General features: G+C 73.4%; 18 protein-coding genes. 13 read left to right on the top strand and 5 right to left on the bottom strand.

Annotated elements, in window-relative coordinates; translation table 11 throughout:
* The first annotated feature begins 593 nt into the window (after nt 1-593).
* Nucleotides 594-1,379 carry an AfsR/SARP family transcriptional regulator gene (locus H1226_RS09740; RefSeq protein WP_258348574.1) on the top strand — a complete coding sequence of 262 codons (786 nt, stop codon included), beginning with the start codon at nt 594-596 and terminating at the stop codon, nt 1,377-1,379.
* On the opposite strand, the gene H1226_RS09735 is transcribed toward H1226_RS09740, so the two are convergent.
* Nucleotides 1,364-2,266 (bottom strand): DedA family protein, encoded by a 903-nt coding sequence (locus tag H1226_RS09735; RefSeq protein ID WP_258348573.1) that lies wholly within the window; start codon nt 2,264-2,266, stop codon nt 1,364-1,366. The two genes, H1226_RS09740 and H1226_RS09735, sit on opposite strands and share 16 nt — an antisense overlap.
* Nucleotides 2,266-2,946 (bottom strand): class I SAM-dependent methyltransferase, encoded by a 681-nt coding sequence (locus tag H1226_RS09730; RefSeq protein ID WP_258348572.1) that lies wholly within the window; start codon nt 2,944-2,946, stop codon nt 2,266-2,268. The genes H1226_RS09735 and H1226_RS09730 overlap by 1 nt, the downstream gene beginning before the upstream one ends.
* 124 nt (nt 2,947-3,070) lie before the next feature.
* Here H1226_RS09730 and H1226_RS09725 point away from each other — a divergent pair, with 124 nt between their 5' ends.
* The 9 genes from H1226_RS09725 to H1226_RS09685 all read left to right on the top strand — a co-directional run bounded on the left by H1226_RS09725 (nt 3,071) and on the right by H1226_RS09685 (nt 12,302).
* Nucleotides 3,071-4,189: a sensor histidine kinase gene (locus H1226_RS09725; protein ID WP_258348571.1), complete on the top strand. Its 1,119-nt coding sequence runs from the start codon at nt 3,071-3,073 to the stop codon at nt 4,187-4,189.
* Entirely contained in the window at nt 4,186-4,836 is a 651-nt protein-coding gene (locus tag H1226_RS09720) for a response regulator transcription factor (protein ID WP_258348570.1), read from the top strand. Before H1226_RS09725 ends, H1226_RS09720 begins: the two co-directional genes overlap by 4 nt.
* Nucleotides 4,837-4,980: 144 nt before the next feature.
* Complete coding sequence (locus H1226_RS09715) at nt 4,981-5,352, top strand: DurN family substrate-assisted peptide maturase (protein WP_224955501.1); 372 nt, start codon at nt 4,981-4,983, stop codon at nt 5,350-5,352.
* A gap of 32 nt (nt 5,353-5,384) precedes the next feature.
* The gene (locus tag H1226_RS09710) at nt 5,385-5,621 is read left to right on the top strand and encodes a cinnamycin family lantibiotic (RefSeq protein ID WP_308011301.1); all 237 of its coding nucleotides are present in this window, start codon (nt 5,385-5,387) and stop codon (nt 5,619-5,621) included.
* A gap of 71 nt (nt 5,622-5,692) precedes the next feature.
* On the top strand, nt 5,693-8,890 hold the full coding sequence (locus H1226_RS09705; RefSeq protein ID WP_258348569.1) for a type 2 lanthipeptide synthetase LanM family protein: 3,198 nt from the start codon (nt 5,693-5,695) through the stop codon (nt 8,888-8,890).
* 107 nt (nt 8,891-8,997) lie between these two features.
* Complete coding sequence (locus H1226_RS09700) at nt 8,998-9,906, top strand: Nif11-like leader peptide family natural product precursor (RefSeq protein ID WP_258348567.1); 909 nt, start codon at nt 8,998-9,000, stop codon at nt 9,904-9,906.
* A 47-nt stretch (nt 9,907-9,953) separates the two neighbouring features.
* Complete coding sequence (locus H1226_RS09695; protein ID WP_224966020.1) at nt 9,954-10,937, top strand: ABC transporter ATP-binding protein; 984 nt, start codon at nt 9,954-9,956, stop codon at nt 10,935-10,937.
* A 25-nt stretch (nt 10,938-10,962) separates the two neighbouring features.
* Nucleotides 10,963-11,847: an ABC transporter permease gene (locus H1226_RS09690; RefSeq protein WP_224955496.1), complete on the top strand. Its 885-nt coding sequence runs from the start codon at nt 10,963-10,965 to the stop codon at nt 11,845-11,847.
* A 71-nt stretch (nt 11,848-11,918) separates the two neighbouring features.
* Nucleotides 11,919-12,302 (top strand): SdpI family protein, encoded by a 384-nt coding sequence (locus H1226_RS09685; protein WP_258348561.1) that lies wholly within the window; start codon nt 11,919-11,921, stop codon nt 12,300-12,302.
* A 21-nt stretch (nt 12,303-12,323) separates the two neighbouring features.
* On the opposite strand, the gene H1226_RS09680 is transcribed toward H1226_RS09685, so the two are convergent.
* Nucleotides 12,324-13,073: an FCD domain-containing protein gene (locus H1226_RS09680; RefSeq protein WP_258348559.1), complete on the bottom strand. Its 750-nt coding sequence runs from the start codon at nt 13,071-13,073 to the stop codon at nt 12,324-12,326.
* Nucleotides 13,074-13,214: 141 nt separating this feature from the next.
* Between H1226_RS09680 and H1226_RS09675 the strand changes: the two genes are divergently transcribed.
* From H1226_RS09675 to H1226_RS09665, 3 genes are read left to right on the top strand one after another with little or no spacing between them, the layout of a single operon-like run.
* Complete coding sequence (locus H1226_RS09675) at nt 13,215-14,084, top strand: carbon-nitrogen hydrolase family protein (protein WP_258348557.1); 870 nt, start codon at nt 13,215-13,217, stop codon at nt 14,082-14,084.
* 11 nt (nt 14,085-14,095) lie between these two features.
* Complete coding sequence (locus H1226_RS09670; protein WP_258348555.1) at nt 14,096-15,457, top strand: APC family permease; 1,362 nt, start codon at nt 14,096-14,098, stop codon at nt 15,455-15,457.
* Between the two features lie 37 nt (nt 15,458-15,494).
* Nucleotides 15,495-16,124 carry a histone deacetylase gene (locus H1226_RS09665; RefSeq protein WP_224955490.1) on the top strand — a complete coding sequence of 210 codons (630 nt, stop codon included), beginning with the start codon at nt 15,495-15,497 and terminating at the stop codon, nt 16,122-16,124.
* A 7-nt stretch (nt 16,125-16,131) separates the two neighbouring features.
* Here the strand turns inward: H1226_RS09665 and H1226_RS09660 are convergent, their stop codons facing one another.
* Together H1226_RS09660 and H1226_RS09655 are read right to left on the bottom strand one after the other, a co-directional pair.
* On the bottom strand, nt 16,132-16,986 hold the full coding sequence (locus H1226_RS09660; RefSeq protein WP_258348551.1) for an isocitrate lyase/PEP mutase family protein: 855 nt from the start codon (nt 16,984-16,986) through the stop codon (nt 16,132-16,134).
* A 258-nt stretch (nt 16,987-17,244) separates the two neighbouring features.
* Nucleotides 17,245-17,781 carry a cupin domain-containing protein gene (locus H1226_RS09655; protein ID WP_258348548.1) on the bottom strand — a complete coding sequence of 179 codons (537 nt, stop codon included), beginning with the start codon at nt 17,779-17,781 and terminating at the stop codon, nt 17,245-17,247.

The following is a 17,781-nucleotide window of genomic DNA, read 5'->3' as shown; positions in this document are numbered from 1 at the left end:
TCCATTCTCGGCCACCCACCCCCGGGGCGGCCCGTCGAGGCTCCTGCTCGACAACTCTTTTTCGACCTTGGGCAGACACCTTAGTGCCCCGAACGGGTCAACCGAAATCCACCGACCGAAATCCATCCGCGCATTCGTTCGAATAGTCCGATTTGCACTTTACTCGCCGCCACCTGGGGACTCGGACATTCGAACCGAGATTCGCATAGCGGTCACCCACCGGCGGAGCCGGTTGCACGGACAGTGATTGAGCGAACCGTGGTCGAAGTCTCCGCACAGCGGTTCGACCCGTTAACACGATTATCGAAAAATTGCGCGCGCAGTTCCGCCGATCCGGGGAAAAACCCCCGATCCGGGGACGCCCACCTACTTTCGTAAGACCCCGTACGCAGCATTGCCGGCCGTTGAAGATCGATGCTAAAAAGTGAAAATCAACTCCCGGGCCGGCCGCTCGCGCGCCGCCGATGACTCGGGAATCCCGGCCGCGATCTGGGGAATCGCCGCGCCGACCGCCGGTCGAACGCGACCCAGCCCGCGCACCGCCGGGAGCCGACCGGCATGCCGGGACCGCACCGCACAACTGGGGGCTCCACGTGACGAAACCGCTGTCGTTCCACGTCCTCGGCCCGCTCACCGTCGGGAGCGGCGGGCGATGTCTCGACGTACCCGGATCCAGGCAGCGCATCCTGCTCGCCGCGCTGCTGGTCAAGTTCAACCAGGTGGTGTGCGTCGACGAGCTCGTGGACCGGATCTGGGACTCCCGGCCGCCCTGCCGGCCGCGCCGGGCGCTGCACACCTGCCTGACCCGGCTCCGGCACGCCATCGCGGACGCGTCCGGCGCGCCGGACCTCATCCGCACCTCCAGCGCCGGGTACACGCTCCAGGCGTCCCCGGAGACCCTCGACTTCGCCCGCTTCACCGAGCTGCTGGAGCAGGCGCGCGCCGCGGAGGCCGCCCACGACCGGGTCCGCGAATCCGCCGCCCTCGGCGAGGCGCTGGCGCTGTGGCGCGGGGAGCGCGCGCTACCGGACGTGGCCTCGGACTCGCTGCACCGCGACGTGGTGCCCGGGATCCACCAGCAGCGCATCGAAGCGCTGGAGCGGCGCGGCGAACTGGAGCTGGAACTGGGCCACCACCGCGAGCTCATCGGCGAACTGCGGGCGTTGACCTCCGCACATCCGTTCCACGAGCGGTTCTGGCAGCAGCTGCTCCTCGCGCTCTACCGCTGCGGGCGGAAGGTGGAGGCGCTGCTGGCCTACGCCGAGCTGACCTCGCGCATCCGCGACGGCCTCGGCGTGGAGCCCGGACCGCAGCTGCGCGACCTGCACCTGGCGATCCTGCGCGACGACCAGGTGCCGCCGCTTCACACCGCGTCGTAGCGGCCGGGACGCCGCTGCGCGCGGTACCGCGGCTCCGCGCGGCCGGGCCGGTCCGCTCCCCCCGCGTCCGCGACGCCCGGTTCCACGGCCCCGGTGCCCGCTCCGACCGGATCGGCCCGGTCCGGGCGCGTGCCCGCCGGCCCAGCGCCTTCCGGATCAGCGTCCTCCGGACCCGCACGGTCCGGAGCCGCGCCTTCCGAACCCGCGCCCTCCGGACCCGCGCCTTTCGGTTCCGCGCCTTCCGGAGCCGCGCGGTCCGCCGCATCGGCCGACCGGTCCGAGCCGTCCGCCCCACCGGAGCCGCGCCGTCGCCAGTACACGACCCCCAGCACCACCAGCACGAGCACCGCCACGGCCGGGATCGCGCCGAACGCCCCGGCCAGCCGCGAGTACGACGCCCCGGCCAGGTAGCCCACGCTGCCTTCCCCGCACGCCCACACCACCCCGGCGAGCGCGCTCCACGGCGCCATCCGGCGGTAGGGCAGGCCGGACGCGCCGATCAGGTGCGGGGCCGCGGACCGCACCAGCGGCACGAACCGGCACGGCACCAGCGCGGGCCCGCCGCTGCGGCGGAACAGCTCGCTCGCGCGGTCCCACGCGCGCGGGACGCGACGCGCGAACCGGGTCTCCCGCAGCCGGGGGCCGAGGTGGCGCCCGGTCCAGTGGCCGAGCGCGTCCCCGCACACCGCGCCGGCGGAAGCGGCCAGCACCACCGCCCACGGTTCCAGCACCCCCGCGTAGACGAGCGCGCCCGCGACGAGCAGCGGCCCCAGCGTGGGCACGAACGGGCTGATCACCAGGATCCCTTCGGTGAACACCAGCCCGGCGAGCAACCCGTAGGCGGCCAGCGGCGGCAGTTGCGCCAGCCAGTCGGCCGGTGACGGCATCAGCGGTCCTCCGCCGCGGGTGCGCGCAGGTGCCAGACGTGCGCGGGCGGCAGGTTCCACCACACCGTCGAGCGGCCGAGGCCGTAGCGCTCGACGAACTCGCGCTCCACCTCCATCGCGGCCCGGTGCCGCCGCGACTCGGTCGGGCCGCTCACCAGGGCGCGGGCCCGTTGGGTGCCGAGGTAGCCGAAGAAGGTGAGGTGCCCGCCCGGAACGAGCAGTTCGAGGTGCCGGTCCAGCAGCGCCCGCACCTGCTCGGGTTCGAAGTTGGTGAACGGCATCCCGGAGACGACCACGTCGTAGCGCGGTTCCAGCGGCGCGTCCAGCACCGAGACCTCGTGCAGCGCGATCCGGTCGGCGACGGCGGAGAGCGCGAACTCGGTGCGCAGCGCGGTGTCGAGCATCCGCACGTAGTGCGGGTTGATCTCCACGACGTCCAGCCGGTCGGCGGGGCCGATCCGGTCGGCGAGCTCCCGCGTCACCACCCCGCTGCCCGCCCCGACTTCGAGCACCCTGGCCGGTGGCCGGTGCTGCGGCGGCAGCAGCGGCGCGGCGAGCCGGGCGGCGAGCCGTCTGCTGCTGGGGGCGATCGCCCCGGTGACGCGGAAGCTGCGGAACGCCTCGCGGGAGAAGGCGAACCGTCCGGGCGACGTGCTGCTGCTGGTCTGCACTGGGTCCACGTCGTTGCACGCTACTGGCGGGATCAACGGGCACCATCGGTCTCATGGCCACGGAGATCCGGTACGAAAGTAGGGGGGCGGCGGCTCCCTATGCTCGTCCGTCGTGGCGACGAGGAGCAACCCGGTGACCGCGGTACAGCCGCGCACGCGATGGTGGGTGGAGGCGGCGCTGCTCGTCGCGGTCTCGCTGCTGTCCGGGCAGGAGGCCTACGTCCGCGCCGGCGGCGTGGTGCTGAGCCCGCAGGTCGGCGCGGTGCTGCTGGCCGGGATCGCGCTCGCGTGGCGCGGGCGGAACCTGGCGGTCGCGGCGGTACCCGCGGTCCTGGTGGCCGCGGTGCTGGGGACGGTGCTGCCGCTGCTGGTGGTGCTGTACTCCTGCGCGAAGCGCGGCAGGCTGGTGGTGGCGGCGGTGTGCGCGGTCGCGGCGATGGGCGGGAACCTGCTGCAGCCGCAGCACTCGCTGTGGGGCACCCGGGTGTACGGGCCGCTGCTGCTGCTGGTCGCGGTGGTGGCGCTGGGCATGTGGGCGGGCGGGCACCGGCGGCTGGTGGCGAGCCTGGCCGCGCAGGTCGACCAGCTGCGGGTGGAGCGGGAGCTGCGCGCGGAGCAGGCGCGGTTGACCGAGCGCGGCCGGGTCGCGGCCGAGCTGCACGACTCGCTGGCGCACTCGTTGAGCGTGCTGGCGCTGCACACCGGTGCGCTGCAACGGCATTCGGCCGAGCTGCCCCCGCAGGTCGCGGACCGCATCGACCTGCTGCGGGCGACGTCGACGGAGGCGCTGCGCGACCTGCGGGACGTGCTGGCGGGACTGCGCTCGCCGGACGGCGGCGGGGTTCCGGAGCCGCGCCGGATGCGCGATCTGGAGGCGCTGTTCGCGGAGGCGCGGGCGGCCGGGCAGCCGGTGGCGGCCGAGGTCTCCGGTGACGCGGCGGAGCTGCCGTTCAGCCACCGGCTGGCCATCTACCGGCTGGTGCAGGAAGCGCTGACGAACGCGCGCAAGCACGCACCGGGCTCGGCCGTGCGGGTCCGGGTCCGGCACGGTCCGCCGGAGTCCACCGTGGACGTGGAGAACGACGTGGGCGCGCCGGTGGAGCGGGACTCGCCCAGCGGCTACGGCCTGGTGGGGCTGGCCGAACGGGTCGACGCGCTGCACGGCACCCTGGAACACGGCCCTTCGGGCACCGGCGGCTGGCGGCTGTCGGCGCGCATCCCGGCACCCGCCCACTCCTCGGGAGCAGCATGATCCGCACGCTGATCGTGGACGACGACACGCTGGTCCGCCTGGCGCTCGCCGACATCCTCGCCGACGCACCGGGGATCACCGTGGTCGGGCAGGCCGGGGACGGGCTGAGCGCGGTCCGGGAGGCCGCGGCCGGCCAGGTCGACGTGGTGCTGATGGACGTGCGGATGCCGGAGCTGGACGGCATCCAGGCCACCGAGCGCCTGCGCGCGCTGCCGAACCCGCCGCAGGTCGTCACGCTCACCACCTTCGACCTCGACGAGTACGTGTACGGCTCGCTGACCGCAGGCGCCGCCGGGTTCCTGCTCAAGGACAGCGAACCCGCCGAGATCGTGCGCGCCGTGCAGGTCGTCGCGAGCGGGCAGGCGATGCTGCACCCGGCGGCGGCGCGGCGGCTCGTCGACCACTACCACCGGGGCAGCGGACCGGATTCCGCCGCGGCGCGCGCGAAGATCGAACGCCTCACCCCCCGGGAGCGGGACGTGCTCGGCCGGTTGGCGACGGGCGACGGCAACGCCGAGATCGCGAGCGCGCTCGGCATGCGGGAGAGCACGGTGAAGGCGCACGTGAGCCGCATCCTCGCCGCGCTCGACGTGGGCAACCGGGTGCAGGCCGCCCTCTGCGCCTGGGCGGCCGACCAGTCCGGCTGACGGAACCGCGAGCCTCCTGCCGCGGCGGCGGATCCCGCTGCCGCCACGCCGGTTCTCCTGCGGTGAAACAGCTTTGAAGGCGGACTGAAACCACCGCCCCCTAGCGTCGGTCGCGTTGGGCCTCCGACGGATTGGGAGCGGTCGATGCAGCACTCGGATGTTCCGGTCATCTACCCGGACGTGGACGTGATCCGGCGAATCCAGGAACTCGTGGTCCTGTGCTCGCTGCTGCCGCCGGACGGCAAGCTGCGCGAGGTGCTGCAGCTCGCCCTCGCGCTGAACGAGGAGCCCACCTTGGCCCGGCTCACGCCGGTCACCGACCTGCACCCCTTCGCGACCCACAAGTGGCTGGAGCAGCTGTGGTCGCCGGAGGGACTACCGGAGCAGGAGAAGGAGGTCGTCGCCTGGCAGAACGAGAACGACAACATGGGCCGAGCGCTCGTGGAGTTGAAGAACGCGGAGGCGCAGCTGGGTTTCGCCCTCGTGGCGCAGCTGCCCGCCGAGAAGTCCGAATGATCCGAACGCACACCAGCATCCAGGAGGAGATCATGTCCGACACCATTCTTCGCCAAGCCGTCATCGACGCCGAGTTCCGCTCCGCGCTCATCGCGGACCCCGCCGCCTTCGGCGTGGAGCCTGCCGAGCTGCCCGACGCGGTCGAGGCCGTCGACCAGGAGTCCCTGGACTTCTGGACCAAGGGGATCGCGGCCAACGAGGTCGTCGCCTGCGCCAGCACCTGCAGCGCCGGCCCGTTCACGTTCGCGTGCGACGGCTCGACCAAGTGAGCTGAGCATCGACGCGGTGAGCCTTCGGGCTCGCCGCGTTCCTCGCCCACCACCGACCGGGACAGGTGTTGATGCAGACCGACCGAGCACTCGATCTGGCCGCCCGCGCGAGCAACCTGGACGAGCGGCTGCACGTCGTCACCGCGCTGCGCGACTCGGGGCGGCCGCTCGCGGCGGCACCGCCCGACGCGGTCGAGCGGTGGCGGCTGGACCGCGTCGCCGGACGGCTCGCCGGGAAGTTCGCGCAGGAGGCCGAGAACCGGGCGCGGCCCGCCCGGCACACCGCCGAGGAGCTCGCCGCGGTGCTCACCGCCTACCGCGCCGTCGAGCTGGACCCGGCCGGCCCCGGCCTGCCGGAGCTGCTGGAGGAGCTGCACGCGGCCTGGTTGCCGACCTACCGCGACGCGGTGCTCGGCTGGGACCCGGCGCATTCCGACCCGCGCGCGACGTGGCGGGAGACCGACGTCTACTACGGCGAGCTGGCCACCGCCTGCGAACCGTTCCTGGTGGAGCTGGGGCGCAGGCTGGAGAAGGTGCGCGCGGAGCTGCCGGAGTCGATCGGGCCGGACCTGGTCGACGACCTCCAGCGCCACCTGCACGGGAGGTTCGCGCTGGCGCTGGCCTGGGTGGTGGAGGCCGAGGCGAACCTGCACCGGGCGCGGCGCGGGATCGACCGGGAGCGGGCGGGCGAGGACGACTACCTCGCCTACCTGGACGCGACGTTCGCCGATTCCGCCGCCTACCACGAGTTCTTCCTGGAGTACCCGGTGCTGGGGCGCTGGCTGGCCCACCTGACCGGGCTGATCGCCGGCTACGGCGCGGACCTGCTGCGCAACCTGGCGGCCGACGCGGCGCGGCTCGGGCCGGAGCTGTTCGGCCGGTCGATCGTCGCGTTCCGCTCGCTGCGGCTCGGCACCGGCGACTACCACGCGGGCGGGCGCAGCGTCGCGGTGGTGACCGCCGAGCTCGACGACGGCGGGACCGGGACGTTCTACTGCAAGCCGCGCTGCCTGCGTTCCGAGGCGGGGGTGCAGGCCGTGCTGGACCGGTTGCGCGAGCGGGGTGTCGTGGAGTTCGCCTCCCGGCCCGTGCTGGTGCGCGACGGCTACGGCTACGAGGCCGCGATCCCGACCGGGCGCAACGAGACCGGCACCGCCGAAGCGGCCGCGCACGTGTACCGGGAGCTCGGCGGCCACCTGGCCCTGTTCTACGTGCTCGGCGGCAGCGACCTGCACTTCGAGAACATCATCGTCGCCGACGGCCACGTCCACGTGTGCGACGGGGAGACGGTGTTCGACGCGTCGCCGCTGGGCCGCGGCGGCAGTGGAACGGTGCAGGACTCGGTGTTCAAGACGGGCCTGCTGGAGTGGCCGCGCGCCGGAACCGCGGACGGCCCGGAGCAGATGCGGCTGAGCGGGTGCAGCGGCGGCGAGAGCTACGAGATCCCGATGCCGGTGCCGCAGATCGTCGGCGGGCGCCTCGGCTTCGGCGCTGCGGTGCGGAACCGGTCGGGCGTGCGGGTGGAGCTCGACGCCACCAACCGGGTCTTCCTGCACGGGGAGCTCGTCCACCCGCAGGACCACCTGGAGTCCATCGTGGACGGTTTCGACCGGGTGCACGAGTGGCTGGAGCGCAACGCCGACGAGGCGGTCGCCCTGGTCTCGGAGGCGTTCCGCGGCGCCTCCGCCCGGTTCCTGAACTGGAGCACCCAGATCTACGCGCAGCTGATCGCGTCCGCGCGGCACCCGAAGTGCCTGGCCGACCCGCTGGAGGTCGACCTGCTGCTGAACACGGTGCGCACCTTCCCCCGCGAATGGGACCGCGACGCCGTGCTCTCGGCGCGGGAGACGGCGTCGATGTGGCGGCTGGACGTGCCGGTCTTCACCGTCGAGGTGGGCGACGACCACCTCGTGCACGACCGCGCGGAACGGCTGCCGACCGCGCTGGACGGTTCCCCGCTGGAGCGCGCCGCGGAGCGGATCCGCTCGCTCACCGCGAAGAACCGCGCGCAGCAGGCCCGCTACATCGCCGCCAGCCTGTCGAGCGACGAGATCAGCAGCCCCGCGTTCGTGGCCACCGCGCTGGACTACGCGGTGCGGGCCGGCGAGCGGTTGTGCTCGATGGAGCTGGAACCGCCGGCTCCGGCGCCGTGGAAGTCGTTCGGTCGGGTCGACGGCGTGCTGGAGTCCGTCGACATCGACGCGGACCTCTACACCGGCACCGCGGGGGTGGCGCTGTTCCTCGCCTACCTGGACGACGTGGTGCCGCGCCCCGAGTTCCGGCGGGCCGCGCGGCGCGCGCTGCGGCACGTCCTCGACACCCCGCCGCAGCGCACCGGAGCGTTCGCCGACGTCGGCGGGCGGCTGTACCTGCTCACCCACCTGCACCGGTTGTGGGGCGAGCAGGAACTGGTGGACGAGGCCGTGCGGGCGTGCGACGGCCTGGCCGAGCTCATCGACGCCGACACCCACCTGGACCTGCTGCACGGGGCCGCCGGGATGATCCCGGTGCTGCTGGCGCTGGAGCCGCTGCTCGGGGATCAGGCGCTGGACCTGGCGCACCGCTGCGCGGACCACCTGCTGCGGCGCGCCCGCGATCGGGACGGCGCGGTGAGCTGGCCGTCCAACACCCCGGAACACGCCCGGGACGACATGACCGGGTTCGCGCACGGCGCCGCCGGGATCGGCTGGGCGCTGGTCCTGCTGGGCACCCGCACCGGCCGGGACGAGTGCGTCGCGGCGGGCAGGAGCGCCTTCGCCTACGAGGCGCGGCACTTCGACCTCGACGAGCAGGACTGGTACGACCTGCGCTACGACACGGGTCAGGTCGCGAAGAACGGCCACCACTACTCCAACGCGTGGTGCAACGGGGCCGCCGGGATCGGGTTGAGCCGCATCGCCGCCTGGTCGTTGCTGGGCGCGGACGACGAGGAGCTGCTGCGGGAGGCGCGGCACGCGCTGGGGGCGACCGTGCGCAACTTCTCCCGGCTGAAGAACCACACGCTGTGCCACGGCACCTCCGGCAACTCGGAGCTGCTGCTGCGCTACGCGCTGCTGCGCGACGAACCCGCGTTCCGGCTGGAGGCGAACGTGCAGGTGCGCGAGATGTGGCGCTCGCTGGACGACGCCGAGCACGGCCTCGGCGAGCAGAGCGCCGACTTCTTCCCCGGGCTGATGATGGGGATCTCCGGCTACGGCATGCACTTCCTGCGGCTCGCGCACCCGGAACGGGTGCCCTCGGTGCTGATGCTCGACCCGCCGCGACCGTGAGCACCGCCCGCCGCTTCCCCGAACCTCCCGCCCCACCACCGAATCCCGGCATCCCAGCGACCCGGCGGGCAGCGACCCGCCACCCGCACCGGACGAAGGAGACCGCCATGACCGTCGAAGCCTGCAAGAGCTTCCTGCGCGCGACCAGGCAGCAGCCGGAACTCGGCCAGCAGCTCAAGGCCGTCACCGGGATGGAGGAGATGATCGCGCTCGGCGGCAGGCACGGGTTCGACTTCACCGCCCAGGAACTGGCCGCGGGATCCGCCGAGCTCGGCGCGGAGACCACGCCCGAACCGGCCGCCGACGAACCGGCGCCGCCACGGGGAACGGCCTTCTACCACCACGAGTACGACCTGGCGGACGTGCCGGAGCTGGCGCCGCTGATCGACGAGCTGCCGCTGCTGAAGGTCCGTCCCCCGGTGGACCTGGCGGCGTTCCGCGCCCGGTTCCGCGCCGACGACCTGGAATCGACCTCGAAGTCCCCGTCCGATCCCGAGTTCCAGGAGTGGAACCGCCGGATGATGGCCGCGCACTGGCAGGACCCGGCCGGCGGTGGCGCGCGGCGGGACTTCCACCTGGTGAACCTGGACGAGCACGTCGAGCACCCCGGCTACCCCGCGTACTTCGCCGCCAAGACGCGGGCGATCCGGTTGCTGGAAGGCGTGTTCGGCGACGAGATCCGGTTGTCCGGCTCGATGTGGTACCCGCCGAACAGCTACCGGCTGTGGCACACCAACGAGAACCAGCCGGGCTGGCGGATGTACGTGGTGGACCTCGACGACGACTTCCCCGAAGGCGGCGGCACCTCCTTCTTCCGCTACCAGAACCCGGGCACCGGCGAGATCGTGACGCTGCCGGAGCGCCGGAGGATCGTGCGGTTCTTCAAGGCCGAGCAGGACCCGGCGAGGTTGTTCTGGCACTGCATCGTGAACCCGACCGAACGGCACCGCTGGAGCTTCGGCTTCGTGGTGCCGGAGGACTGGCAGGACCACCTGGGCAGCCTGCGCGCCGCGTGACGGGATCGCCGCGCACCCCGGCCGTTCGACAGCAGCGAGGAGCACCCGTGCGACGACTCCGGCGAGGCGACGACCACCACCGCCCCGAGGACGCACCCGCGATCGTGGCCCGCGACGTGCACAAGTCCTACCGCGGGACGCACGCGGTGCGCGGCGTCGACATCACCGTGGCCCGCGGCGAGACGTTCGGCTTCCTCGGGCCGAACGGCGCGGGCAAGTCCACCACGATCGCGATGATGTGCACCTTGGCGCTGCCCGATGCGGGGCGCATCGAGATCGCCGGGTACGACGTGGTGCGCGACGCGCACCAGGTGCGGCGCAGGCTCGGCCTGGTGTTCCAGGAATCGACGCTCGATCCGGACCTGACCACCGCGGAGAACCTGGGTTTCCACGCCGACCTGTACGCGATGCCCCGGGCGCTGGTCGCCGAGCGCGTCGACTCGATGCTCGACCTGGTCGGGTTGCGGGAGCGGCGCGCGGACCGGGTCGCGACGTTCTCCGGCGGGATGCGGCGGCGGCTGGAGATCGCGCGCGGCCTGCTGCACCGGCCGAGCGTGCTGTTCCTCGACGAGCCGACCGTGGGCCTCGATCCGCAGACCCGCGCGGAGATCTGGACCTACCTGCACCGGATCGCCGAGCAGGAGGAGACCACGGTCTTCCTCACCACGCACTACCTCGACGAGGCGGAGCGGTGCGACCGGATCGCGATCATCGACGCGGGCCGGATCGTCGCGCAGGGCACCCCGGCGGAGCTCAAGTCGGTGATCGGCGCGGACCGCATCGCGCTGCACACCGGCGACGACGACGCGGCCGTGCGGGTGCTGCGCGAGCGCTTCGACCTGGAGGCCACCACCGCGGACGGCGGCGTGCAGGTGCAGGTGTCCGACGGAGCGCGGTTCGTGCCGGTGCTCTGCTCCGGCCTGGACGTGCCGATCTTCGAGGTGACGGTGACCCGGCCGAGCCTGGACGAGGTGTTCCTGCACTACACCGGCCGCGCCATCCGGGACGTCCCCGGCGTGCCCGCCCCCTGATCCCCACGGCCGTTGAGGAGACCGCGTGACCAGCACCGCACCGCCCCGGACCGCAGCACCGTCCGAACAGGACGCCGAACGGAGCGGCCGGCTCGCGCGGGAGTGGCGGGCCGGGAGCATGGTGTGGCGCCGGGAACTGCTGCACTTCCTGCGGGACCGCACCCGGGTCGCGGTGTCGCTGCTGCCGCCGTTCCTGTTCCTGTACGTGCTCGGCATCGGCCTGTCCCGGCTGCTGGCCGACGGGGCGGGCGGGGCGCGGACGGCGGAGGACTACCTGGTGTTCCTGTTCCCCGGTGTGCTGGTGATGGCGGCGCAGGCGCCGGCGATCTCGGTGGGGGCGTCGATCGTGTGGGACCGGCAGACCGGGTTCATGCGGGAGATGCTGGCGGCGCCGGTGTTCCGCGGCACGCTGCTGCTCGGCAAGTGCCTCGGCGGTGCGACGGTGGCGACGGCGCAGAGCGCGGTCGTGCTGCTCACCGCCGGGCTGGTCGGAGTGCCCTACGACCCGGTGCTGTTCGCGGTGCTGCTGGCCGAGATCGCGATCGCCGCGCTGTCGCTGACGGTGCTCGCCGCCGGGGTGGCCGTCGCGATCAAGCGGGTGCAGACGTTCAACACCGTGCTGTCCGTGCTGATCACACCGCTGGTGTTCCTGTCCGGGATGATGTTCCCGATCAGCGCGATGCCCGGGTGGATGGTGGCGTTGACGGTGGTGAACCCGCTGACCTACGCGGTGGACGCGATGCGCCACGCCGTCCTCGGGCGGCTCGGGCAGGAGCACTCCTCGGTGATCTTCTCGCCGGTGGAGTGGGCGGGCTGGGAAGTCCCGCCACCGGTGGAGATCGCCGTGGTGCTCGGGTTCTCGGTGCTGGCGCTGGTCGCCATCAGCCGCCGGTTCGCCCGCACCGGCTGACCGGAGGTTGACGTCCGCGCCCGCCGTCGGCTTGGGTGACCGGGGACCGACGTCGAGCGGAGGGGGCCGCGTTGCCGGACGCCGCAGCACTGGCCCTGTACGCGGTGACGCTCGTGTTCACCGGTTGGGCGATGCACCTGATCCAGCGACTGAGCTCGCGCGGAACGTTGCGCCGCAACCACTTCGTCGGCATCCGGACGCGGGCGACGCAAGCCTCGGACGCCGCGTGGGCGGCGGGGCACCGAGCCGCGGAGCCGCGGCTGCTGCAGGCGGCGCGCACCGGTTACGCCGCCGGACTGCTCACCGCGATGAGCACGATCGCGCACGTCCAGGGCGTTCTCCCGCTGCCGGTGGCGCTGGTGGCGCCGAACGCGGGTCTGGTGCTGCTGCTGGTGTTCGCGCTGCACGGCGCGGTGCTCGCGAACCGGGCCGCACGGGCGGCCGACGGCGACTAGCTCCGCGCTCGGCGGCAGGCGTCAGCGCGCGTCCAGGCCGACGAACATGTCCCGGTGCAACGCGGTGACGTGGCGGTGTGCGACGTCGGCGGCGGCCGCGGCGTCGCGGGCGCGCAGGGCGGCGACGAGCTCGTGGTGCTCCCGGTTCGACTCGCGCAGCCGCTCCACCGGGTAGGGCAGGTAGTAGCGGTACAGGTCGCGCAGCACCGGCTCGTAGTCCGCGGCGGCGGCGGGGACGCCGGTGGCGGCGGCGACGGTGCGGTGGAAGACCTCGTCGAGCCGGTGGAACTCCGCCCAGTCCGCGGCCCGCTCCATCCGCTCGGCGAGTTCCCGGAGTTCGGCGAGCCGGTCGGCATCGGCGGCGCGCGCCGCCAGGTGGGCGAGGCCGCACTCCAGCACCAGCCGCTGGTCGACCAGCCGGTGGACCTCGTCGGCAGCGGCCCGGTAGGCGTCGGTTTCGCGGACGGCGCTGCGGGCCGGTTCCGCCACGACGCGGGTACCACCGCCCCGGCCCGGTCGCCGTTCCAGCACGCCGTCCCGGCCCAGCGCGACCAGCGCCCGCCGCACCGTGATCTGGGACACGTCGAGGGCGGCGGCGATCGCGGCGTTGCCCGGCAGCCACTCCCCCGGCGCGAGCAGCCCGAGGTCGACGGCGAGGGAGATCCGGGCGCGCACCGTGTCCACGGCGGACAGCCTGCGGATTCCGGACAGCGCGGGCGAGATTAGCGCCGCGCCGGGGTCCGCGGTCTCGTCCGGGTCAGAACTCGCCATGAACCACAGCGTAATCGCACGTCAAGCACAAAGTGGTCAAATTGAGCACTCTTGCCCGCGGGGAGGGGGCTGACCTATTTTCTTCCAGTCGTCCCGGCCACCGTCCGCCGACGCCGCCCCGCCACCCGGAAACGAGACCCGATGCCCCGACCACTGCCGCTCGCGCTGGCGCAGGAACCGCCGCTGCCCGCGACCGCGTCCCCCGACGCGTTCACCGCCCAGGTCGAGGCGCTGCTCGCCGAGCACCCCGGGACCCGGCTGGTGGCCTACCCGGAGCTGCACCTGTGCGGCGTCACCGGCCCGGACCGCGACGCGGAGCTCGCCGACGCCGCCGAACCGCTGCACGGCCCCCGCACCCGGCGGCTCGCCGAGCTCGCCGGGGACCTCGGCGTGTGGCTCGCGCCCGGCACCGTCTGCGAACGCGGCGAGGGCGGGGAGCTGTTCAACACGGCGCTGGTGTTCTCGCCCGCGGGCGAACTGGTCTCCTGGTACCGCAAGGTCTTCCCGTGGCGGCCCTACGAGCCCTACGACCCCGGCGACCGGTTCGTCGTGTTCGACGCCCCCGGGATCGGCCGGATCGGGTTCAGCATCTGCTACGACGCCTGGTTCCCCGAAGTGGCGCGGCACCTGGCGTGGATGGGCGCCGAGCTCGTGCTCAACCCGGTGCAGACCACCACCCCGGACCGGGCGCAGGAACTGGTGCTGGCCCGGGCGAACGCCATCACCAACCAGGTCTTCGTGGCGAGCGTCAACGCCGCCGCCCCCGTCGGCACCGGCGACGGCCTGCTCGTCGGCCCGGAAGGGCAGGTGCTCGCGCACGCCGAAGGCCCCGCCCCCGGAGCGCTCGCCGCGACGGTCGACCTGGACGAGGTGCGGCGGGTGCGGACCGAGGGCACCGCGGGCCTCAACCGCGTCTGGGACCAGTTCACCGCCGCCGACTCCCCCATCGCGCTGCCGCTCTACGACGGCCGCATCGACCCGCACCGCTGGCACCCCGCCGCGCACGACTAGGAGCAACGCACATGTCCGGAAACGCACCGGTGCTGAACCGGTCGCTGCGACTGCACTCGGTCGTGCTGTTCGGCGTCGCCTACATGGCGCCGATGATCGTGCTCGGCACCTTCGGCGTCGTCGCCGAGGAGACCAGCGGATCGGTGCCGACGGCGTACCTGCTGGCGATGGTGGCGATGCTGTTCACCGCGCACAGCTACGGAAGGATGGCCGCCGCCTTCCCGGTCGCCGGGTCCGCCTACACCTACGCCCGGCGCACGCTCGACTCCCGCGCCGGGTTCCTGGTGGGCTGGGTGGTGCTGCTGGACTACTTCTTCCTGCCGATGGTGATCTGGCTGCTCGGCGCCACCTACCTGCGCGCGCAGTTCCCGGACGTGCCGTTCTGGCTGTGGATCGTGCTGTTCATCGCCGCCACCACCGCGCTGAACGTGCTGGGGATCAAGGTCGCGGACAAGACGAACTCGGTGCTGATGTCGTTCCAGGTGCTGGTGATCGCGATCTTCGTGGTGCTGTCGCTGCGGCACGTGTTCACCACCTCCGGGGCAGGCGCACTGCTGAGCGCGGAACCGTTCCTGAACCCGAGCACCACCGCGGCGGGCGTGTCGGCGGGAGCCGCGCTGGCCGCGTACTCGTTCCTCGGGTTCGACGCCGTCACCACGCTCACCGAGGAGACGGTGGAGCCGCGGCTCACCATGCCGCGCGCGATCCTGCTCATCACGCTGATCGGCGGCGGCATCTTCGTCGTCGTCTCCTGGGCGACGCAGCTGGCGCACCCCGGTGCCGCGTTCGCCGATCCGGACTCCGCGGTGTTCGAGATCGCCCGCACCATCGCGGGGGACGCGGTCGCCGCGCTGCTGCTGGCCGGGTTGATCGTCGCCCAGTTCGCCTCGGGGCTCGCCGCGCAGGCCGGGGCGGCGCGGCTGCTGTTCGCGATGGGCCGGGACGACGTGCTGCCGCGCAGGCTGTTCGGCCGGGTGCACCCGAAGTTCCGGACACCCGCGGTGAACATCGCGCTGACCGGCGCGATCGGGCTGATCGCCATGTTCCTCGACGTGTCCACGTCCACCTCGTTCATCAACTTCGGCGCGTTCGTCGCGTTCACCTCGGTGAACCTGAGCGTGATCGGGCTGTTCGTGCGGCGGCGCAAGGCCGGCGAGGCGCCGTCCCCGTGGACGTTCCTGCTGCTGCCCGCGATCGGCGCGCTGATCGACCTGTGGCTGCTGGTGAACCTGGACCCGGCGGCGCTGCTGCTCGGCGGCTGCTGGCTGGTGCTCGGCGTCGGCTACCTCGCCTACCGCACCCGCCTGTTCCGCGATCCGCCGCCCGAGATGCAGCCGGAGGACCCGTCCCCCGCACCCGCCGGAGCCTCCTGACGACCGCCGCTCGCCGAGGGGCCGGGATCATGGGGTGATGGGCTTCGATTCCGCGCCCGAGCTGGTCTGGTACGCGAGCTACGGCTCGAACATGCACGCCGACCGGTTCCGGCACTACCTGGAAGGCGGCACGCCGCCGGGTGGCCGCCGCGCCTGCCCGGGGTGCCGCGATCCGCGCCCGCCGCGGCGCACCACCGGGCACCGGGTGCCGGGCGGCGTGTACTTCGCCACCGAGTCGCGGGTGTGGGGCGGCGGCCGCGCGTTCCTCGATCCGGAGCTGCCCGGTTCGGCGGCGTTGCGCGCCTACCTGGTGACGCCCGGGCAGTTCGCGGACGTCGTGGCCCAGGAGATGTACCGGGAGCCGGGCGGCGACCTGGACCTGCGGGAGGTGCTGCGCACCGGGCGGCAGGTGCTCGGGCCGGGCCGCTACGAGACGCTGCTGCACGTCGGCGAGCGGGACGGGCACCCGGTGCTGACCTTCACCGCGCCGTGGTCCGCGGCAGAGGTGCCGCTGCTGGCGCCGTCGGCGGAGTACCTGCGGATGCTGCTCGGCGGGCTGCGCGCCGGCCAGGGCTGGGACGTGCGCACCGCGGCCGAGCACCTGGCGCGACTGCCCGGCGCCCGCGGGGCCTGGAGCGCGGCGGACATCGCCCGGCTCGCCGGGTGATCCGGCGCTAGCCGCGCTCGAAGAGCTCCGCCAGGTCGGCGCCGGAGAGCACCCCGGCCGCGTCGGGGAACGTGCCGGACGCGATCTCCCGGGACTCGTGCACCAGGGCGCTCAGCGCGGCGCGGGCCAACGTGGAACCGAGGCTGATCCGCCGCACCCCGAGCTCCGCCAGCTCGGCCACCGACAGCGCGCGGGCCGCACCGACCGCGAGCACGTTCACCGGTGCCGTGACGGCGGAGCACACGGCGCGGATCGCGTCGGCGTCCGGCAGCGCCGGCGCGTACAGCACGTCGGCCCCGGCCTCCTCGTAGGCCCGCAACCGGCGGATCGTGTCGGCCAGGTCGGCGCGGCCGTGCAGGAAGTTCTCGGCGCGGGCGGTGAGGGTGAACGGGAACGGCAGCTCCCGCGCCGCTTCCGCGGCCGCCGCGATCCGCTCGACCGCGCGGTCGTGCTCGTAGATCGGGTCGTCGGCGCGCCCGGTGGCGTCCTCGACGGACCCGCCGACGGCACCGGCGAGCGCCGCCGCCCGCACCGCGTCGGCGGCATCGCGCGGCTCGTCGCCGTAGCCGTTCTCCAGGTCCGCGGACACGGGCAGCCCGGTGGCCTCGGCGATCTCCCGCACGTTGTCCACCGCCTCGTCCAAGCCCACCTGGCGGGCCGCGTCGCGGCGGCCCAACCGGCTCGCGAGCCCACCGCTGGTGGTGCCCAGCGCGGGGTAGCCGAGCCCGGCCAGGATCCGCGCGGTGCCCGCATCCCACGGGTTGGGGAGCACGAACGCCCCCGGTCCGCGGTGCAGCTCGGCGAACGTGGTGGCGCGGCGGTGCTGTTCAGCGGCGGTGAGTTCCACGGGCGTCCTCTGCATCGGGTTCGGGTCCACCCGCATTCTGACCCGGTACCCCGACGACGACGCTGCGAACCGGCCGTCCCCTCCTGTCTCGGGGCGGCGAGGCCTCGGCGGCGTCCTCACCGCGGGGTCGTCGTCACCGGGAAGGAGCTGCGCTGCGCCGGGGTCGTGGGTGGCCGCTGCACGGCGCCGCCGCCGGGCGGGCGGGGCCTCGGCGTTCTCGTCCGTCGCCGGGAGCGGAACGCCGAGCCCCCGCAGCGGCCCGGGCGGACGAGCTCACATCCCCGCGCACTCCCGGCACGGGCAGTGCGGGCAGCCCACCGAGTGCAGGTACTCCGGTGCCCCCGCCGTCTTCTCGCACAGCAGGCAGGTGAGCTCCCCGTCATCGGCGATGATCTCCTCGTACGGCACCGGCGTCATCCGGTCCGTCGAGTCGATGCGCTTGTGCGGGGCGCCGACGGCGACGATGAGGTGGTCGGTGACGGCGCCGACCGCGTGCGGCACCTCCCCTTCGACGAGGAACGTCTGCCCCGCGCGGGTCTCGTGGATGCGCCCGCCGTAGGTGATGGTGCCGATGCCCGCGACGACGGTGAGCACGTGGTGCCCGGGATGGGTGTGCGGCACGAATCCCTGCCCGGCGGGCAACCGGATCAGGTCGGCACCGATGTCGCCGTTGGTGGCCAGCTCGCGTCCGCTGGCGGCGGCGGTGCCGTGCATGGGGACTTCGAGCTCGGCGTGCTCCACGCGCAACTCGGTGTGGTCGTCGTTGATGGAGTTCTTCGCCCAGTCGGTGATCTGCAGCGGGTGTTCCAC

The sequence above is a fragment of the Saccharopolyspora gregorii genome, assembly GCF_024734405.1.
Taxonomy (GTDB): domain Bacteria; phylum Actinomycetota; class Actinomycetes; order Mycobacteriales; family Pseudonocardiaceae; genus Saccharopolyspora_C; species Saccharopolyspora_C gregorii.
The sequence above is the reverse complement of the archived record's forward strand: the minus strand, read 5'-3'. Positions and strand labels throughout refer to the sequence as shown.

What these genes read in the sequence shown, in the direction of transcription:
- H1226_RS09710 (WP_308011301.1), top strand. Translation starts at nt 5,385, where the DNA reads ATGTCCGACACCATTCTTCGCCAAGCCGTCATCGACGCCGAGTTCCGC.
- H1226_RS09680 (WP_258348559.1), bottom strand. Translation starts at nt 13,073, where the DNA reads ATGGCGAGTTCTGACCCGGACGAGACCGCGGACCCCGGCGCGGCGCTA.
- H1226_RS09705 (WP_258348569.1), top strand. Translation starts at nt 5,693, where the DNA reads ATGCAGACCGACCGAGCACTCGATCTGGCCGCCCGCGCGAGCAACCTG.
- H1226_RS09720 (WP_258348570.1), top strand. Translation starts at nt 4,186, where the DNA reads ATGATCCGCACGCTGATCGTGGACGACGACACGCTGGTCCGCCTGGCG.
- H1226_RS09660 (WP_258348551.1), bottom strand. Translation starts at nt 16,986, where the DNA reads ATGCAGAGGACGCCCGTGGAACTCACCGCCGCTGAACAGCACCGCCGC.
- H1226_RS09700 (WP_258348567.1), top strand. Translation starts at nt 8,998, where the DNA reads ATGACCGTCGAAGCCTGCAAGAGCTTCCTGCGCGCGACCAGGCAGCAG.
- H1226_RS09735 (WP_258348573.1), bottom strand. Translation starts at nt 2,266, where the DNA reads ATGCCGTCACCGGCCGACTGGCTGGCGCAACTGCCGCCGCTGGCCGCC.
- H1226_RS09670 (WP_258348555.1), top strand. Translation starts at nt 14,096, where the DNA reads ATGTCCGGAAACGCACCGGTGCTGAACCGGTCGCTGCGACTGCACTCG.
- H1226_RS09665 (WP_224955490.1), top strand. Translation starts at nt 15,495, where the DNA reads ATGGGCTTCGATTCCGCGCCCGAGCTGGTCTGGTACGCGAGCTACGGC.
- H1226_RS09715 (WP_224955501.1), top strand. Translation starts at nt 4,981, where the DNA reads ATGCAGCACTCGGATGTTCCGGTCATCTACCCGGACGTGGACGTGATC.
- H1226_RS09675 (WP_258348557.1), top strand. Translation starts at nt 13,215, where the DNA reads ATGCCCCGACCACTGCCGCTCGCGCTGGCGCAGGAACCGCCGCTGCCC.